At 70.3% G+C, this 4,808-nt stretch carries 4 protein-coding genes; 3 read left to right on the top strand and 1 reads right to left on the bottom strand.

Annotation, left to right across the window (positions count from 1 at the left end; genetic code table 11):
* The 3 genes from ACT84W_RS04005 to ACT84W_RS03995 all read left to right on the top strand — a co-directional run.
* Nucleotides 1-694: FAD-binding oxidoreductase (locus tag ACT84W_RS04005; protein WP_444328283.1), on the top strand; the 694-nt coding region annotated here is incomplete at its 5' end.
* Between the two features lies 1 nt (nt 695).
* Complete coding sequence (locus tag ACT84W_RS04000) at nt 696-1,550, top strand: electron transfer flavoprotein subunit beta/FixA family protein (protein ID WP_444328282.1); 855 nt, start codon at nt 696-698, stop codon at nt 1,548-1,550.
* Entirely contained in the window at nt 1,550-2,740 is a 1,191-nt protein-coding gene (locus ACT84W_RS03995; protein WP_444328281.1) for an FAD-binding protein, read from the top strand. Before ACT84W_RS04000 ends, ACT84W_RS03995 begins: the two co-directional genes overlap by 1 nt.
* A gap of 300 nt (nt 2,741-3,040) precedes the next feature.
* Here the strand turns inward: ACT84W_RS03995 and ACT84W_RS03990 are convergent.
* Nucleotides 3,041-4,808 (bottom strand): adenine deaminase (locus tag ACT84W_RS03990; RefSeq protein WP_444328280.1); only part of this gene is annotated, 1,768 nt, incomplete at its 5' end.

Here is a 4,808-nt window from a genome sequence, read left to right as displayed (position 1 = left end):
CACGGCCTTCTCGGCCCTGCCCAAGCTCGCTGACGACGCCGCGGTCTGCGTGTACGTCGAGCTCGACTGCGAGTCCGAGGAGCAGGCGACCGAGCAGCTTTACCGCCTCGGCGACGTGCTCACGGAGGCCGGCGGCGACGAGTCCTCCACGTGGGTCGCGCGCACCGAGGTCGACCGCGAGCGGCTGATCTTCTTCCGCCACGCGGTGCCCGAGAGCGTGAACATGCTCATCGATCAGCGCCGGCGCACGGACCCGACCATCACCAAGCTCGGCAGCGACATGTCCGTACCCGACGAGCGCCTGCACGACGTCTTTGCCCTGTACCGGCGCACGCTCGCCGAGGCGGGGCTCGAGTCGGCGGCGTGGGGGCACATCGGCAACAACCACATTCACGTCAACGTCCTGCCGCGCGACGCGGCGGACTTCCGCGCGGGCGGCGAGCTCTTTGCCGGGTGGGCCGCCGAGGTCACGCGCATGGGCGGCGCCGTCAGCGCCGAGCACGGCGTGGGAAAGATCAAGGCCGGCTTCCTGGCGACGATGTACGGGCCCGATCACATTGCGGAGTCCGCGCGCCTGAAGGCCGAGCTCGACCCCAAGGGCCAGCTCGGGCGCGGCAACCTCTTTGGCGAGGACGTGCTCGAGGCTGCGATGGCCGACGTCGCGCGCGGCCGTGCGCAGAAAGGGGGCGAGTAGCATGGCGGAAGAGAAGCGCGATGCCCTGGGCATCGTCGTGTGCGTGAAGGCCGTGCCCTCCACCACCGAGGTCAAGATGGACCCGAAGACGAACACCATCGTGCGCGACGGCAAGCAGGCCGTCGTGAACCCGTTCGACGCGAGTGCGCTCGAGGTCGCGCTGCGGATCAAGGACGAGCGGGCGGGGGTCGCGGCCGCGGGCTCCGCCGCCGAGCTCGTCGCCGGCAAGAAGACCCGCGTGACCTGCGTCTCTATGGGAATCCCCGCGACCGAGCGCCTGCTGCGCGACTGCGTGGCCAGGGGCGCCGACGCGGGCCTCTTGCTGTCCGACCGCGCCTTCGCCGGCGCCGACACACTGGCCACGGCGTATGCCCTGACCTGCGGAATCCGCGCCCTGGGCGAGCAGCCCGACCTCATCGTCTGCGGGAAGATGGCCGTCGACGGCGACACCGCTCAGATCGGCCCCGAGCTCGCCGGCGCCTTCGGCGTCCCGTGCGTCGCGGGCGTGAGCGAGGTCGTGGGGCTCGAGGGTGGCGAGCTCACGCTGCGTCGCGACTCCGATGAGGGCTCTGAGCTGGTGCGGGTCGAGCTGCCGTGCGTGATCACCGTGTCCAAGGATGCCGCGGACCTGCGCATGCCGTCCATCACGGGCGTGCGCGCGGGCGAGGCGGCGCGCATCGAGGTCCTCGGCGCCGAGGCGGCGGGCGCGGACCCGTCGCGCTGCGGCCTTGTGGGCTCGCCGACGCAGGTTGTCCGATCGTTCGTGCCCGAGCGCAGCCAGCAGAGCGTGCGCATCGAGGGGGCCGCGGCCGAGCAGGCGGCGGCGTTCGCCGAGCTCCTGGAGGGGATGGAATAATGGCTGGACTTCTCATCGACGCCCAGAAGTGCATAGGCTGCGGTCGTTGTGCCAAGGCTTGTGCCAATGGCGGCGTGCGCATCGAGGGCGAGAAGCGCGACCGCCGCGCCGTCGCCACGGGCGACTGCGTGTACTGCGGCGCGTGCGTGGACGCGTGCCCCGTGGGCGCGATCCGCATCGACCGCGGCGAGGCGGCGGGCGCGGCGGACCTGGCTTCTTTCCACGGCATCTGGGTCTTCTGCCAGGCAGACCGCGCGGGCGAGCTTGTCCCGGTGGCTTTCGAGCTCCTGGGCCGTGCGCGCGAGCTGGCGGCCGTGCGCGGCTGCGAGGTCGTCGCGGTGCTGGGGGAGGGCGCGGACGCGCCTGCGGGCAACGCCGCCCAGCTCATCGCCGCGGGCGCCGACCGCGTGCTCGCCTGCCGCGACGATCGCCTGGCCGAGAACGACTCCGAGTGCTACGCGCGCCTGATCTGCGACCTCGCGCGCGGGCGCAAGCCCGAGATCATCCTCTACGGCGCCACGAACTTCGGCCGCGAGCTCGCGCCGGGCGTGGCGGTTCGCCTGCAGACGGGCCTCACCGCCGACTGCACCGTGCTCGCCATGGACGAGCAGACCGGGCTCCTGCACCAGACGCGCCCCGCCTTCGGCGGCAACCTGATGGCCACGATCATGTGCCCTTCTCACCGGCTGCAGATGGCGACGGTGCGCCCGGGCGTCTTCAAGGCCCCGGAGCCCGATGCCATGCGGACGGGCGAGGTCGAGGAGGTCGCGCTCGCAGCCGACGCGCGCCCGCGCGTGCGGGTGGTCGAGCACGCGAAGCCCTCCGACGAGCCCTCGATCCGCGATGCCGAGCGCCTGGTCGTCGTCGGCCGCGGCATCGGCGGAAAGAAGAACCTCAAGCTCGTGCGCCGCTTCGCCGAGGCCATCGGCGCCGAGATCGGCTGCACGCGCCCCGTGGTCGAGGCCGGCTGGCTCGAGTACCGCCACCAGGTCGGGCAGACGGGCGTATCCGTGGCGCCGAAGCTGCTCGTGAGCTTGGGCGTCTCCGGCGCGATCCAGCACCTCGCGGGCATCGGCGGTGCCGAGTGCGTCGTCGCTGTCAACGAGGACCCCGACGCCCCGATCCTCTCTGCCGCCAACTACGCCGTCGTCGGCGACTGCATCGAGTTCATGAACGCCTACCTCCGCTGACCAACACTGGGTGAACAGTCATTGGGTGCAGCTTTCTACGACACCCATCATCCAGTGCCACCCATCAGCCGGTGACAGTCATTGGCTGCAGCTATTTGGGACACTCTCGGCGATTCACCGTCCCAAGTCGCCGTTTTCAACGGGGCAGCCTTCTCTTCCGTGTGAAAGAGAAGGCTGCCCTTCTTCAGAGAAGTCTTCTCTTATCAAGAAACCGAGAAGAGAAGCCTGCTCTGCGGAAGAGAAGTCTTCTCTCCCGCGAGAAAGGGCGCGCTGCCCCCCGCCCCGCCCGTCAAGGGCGGGTCAGGCGAGAAGGTCCTCGAACTGGAAGGTCTCGCAGTTGACGTAGCCGCGGTTCGTGAGGCGCAGGACGGGGACGCACGGCAGCGAGAGGATGCCCATCGTCATGAAGGGCGACGGCATCTTGCAGCCCATATGCGCCCATGCATGCTCGATGCACGCGACCTCGGCGGCGACGGTCTCGACGTCCTTATCGCTCATGAGGCCGCAGACGGGCAGCTCGACGAGGGCGAGCACGCGCCCGTCCGCCACGGCGACCTCCCCGCCGCCGCAGTCGACGAGCGTCTGCGCCGCGAGCGCCATGTCCGCATCGTTGTCGCCGACGACGAGCAGGTTGTGCGAGTCGTGGCTGACGGTCTGGGCGAGCGCGCCGTGGACGCCGAAGCCCGTGCAGAAGCCGTAGGAGTGCGTGCCCTCGGCGCCGTGGTGCCGGTCGAAGACGGCCATCTTGAGCACGTCGTTCGCGGGGTCGGCCTGGAGCGCGCCGCCGACCACGGGCACCTCTACAACGATGTCCTGCGTGATCGTGGAGCCGCCGATGCCGCCGATCGCGCGCACGCGGGCGCGGCCGTCGGGGCGGTCGACCGGGACGCGGAAGTCCTCGGCGGTGAAGCTGCGCCCGACGTTCATCGTGTGGGTCATGAAGTCGGGCCAGCGGAAGAGGTCGAGGTGGAAGAGCGGCTCGCCGTCGCGCGCCACTACGTCGCCGTCGATCATGACCGCCTCGGGAACGAACGACTCGAGGTCGGGAAGAAGCACGAGGTCGGCGCACTTGCCGGGCGTGACGCTGCCCATGTCCGCGTCGATGCCGAGCATCTGCGCGGCGTTGATGGTCGCGAACTGCAGCGCCGTCACCGCGTCGGCGCCCGCCGCGACGCACGCGCGCAGGGCGCGGTCCATGCCGCCTTCGGTGACGAGCGTGTTCGGGTGATTGTCGTCGGTGCACAGCGTGATCAGCCTGGTGTCCACGCCGGATGCGAGGACCTGGGGGAGGTAGCCGGGTAGCGAGAGCCACGCGGAGCCGTAGCGCGCCTGGACGTACATGCCCATGCGGAGCTTCGCGATGACGTCCTCGGGGGTGATCGATTCGTGGCACGCGCGCACGCCGGAGGCGATGTAGGCCGCCAGGCCGCGGTCGGTCTCGGATACCGAGTAGTGACCGGTCACGCACTTGCCGGCCTTGAGGGTCTTCGCGACCTCGTCCTGTGCGTTCTTCTCGCCGCCGAGGATGCCGGGGAAGTTCATCATCTCGCCGAGGCCGACGACGTCGGGCCAGCCCATGGTGGCCGCGACCTGCTCGGCGTCGACGGAGGCGCCGGAGTCGTCGAATCCCGTGACAGCCGGCACGCAGGAGGGCGTGGTGAGCATGGCCTTCAGAGGGGCTCGCTTGGCGTCGTCAAACATGACGCGGACGCCCTTCAGGCCGACGACGTTGCAGCACTCGTGCGGGTCAGCGTAGATCGCGGTCGTGCCGCGGGGGACGACGACCTTGGCGTACTCCCCGCAGCCGATCATGGCGGACTCGACGTGGATGTGCGAGTCGATGTAGCCGGGGGCGACGTACTTGCCCGTCGCGTCGATAACCTGGGTGTCCGGGCCGATGCAGTGCTCGGCGGTGTGGCCGTCGAGCCCGAGGTAGGCCACGCGCCCGCACGAGATCGCGATGTCTGAGTCGGGGAGGACCTCGTGGGTGGTCACGCTCACGAGGTTGGCGTGGCGGATCACGGTGTCGGCGGGCTTGCGGCCCTGAGCGACGCGCCGCGAAGCACGC

This window comes from Paratractidigestivibacter sp., from assembly GCF_052362415.1.
Classification (GTDB): Bacteria; Actinomycetota; Coriobacteriia; order Coriobacteriales; family Atopobiaceae; genus Paratractidigestivibacter.
The sequence above is the reverse complement of the archived record's forward strand: the minus strand, read 5'-3'. Positions and strand labels throughout refer to the sequence as shown.

What these genes read in the sequence shown, in the direction of transcription:
- ACT84W_RS04000 (WP_444328282.1), top strand. Translation starts at nt 696, where the DNA reads ATGGCGGAAGAGAAGCGCGATGCCCTGGGCATCGTCGTGTGCGTGAAG.
- ACT84W_RS03995 (WP_444328281.1), top strand. Translation starts at nt 1,550, where the DNA reads ATGGCTGGACTTCTCATCGACGCCCAGAAGTGCATAGGCTGCGGTCGT.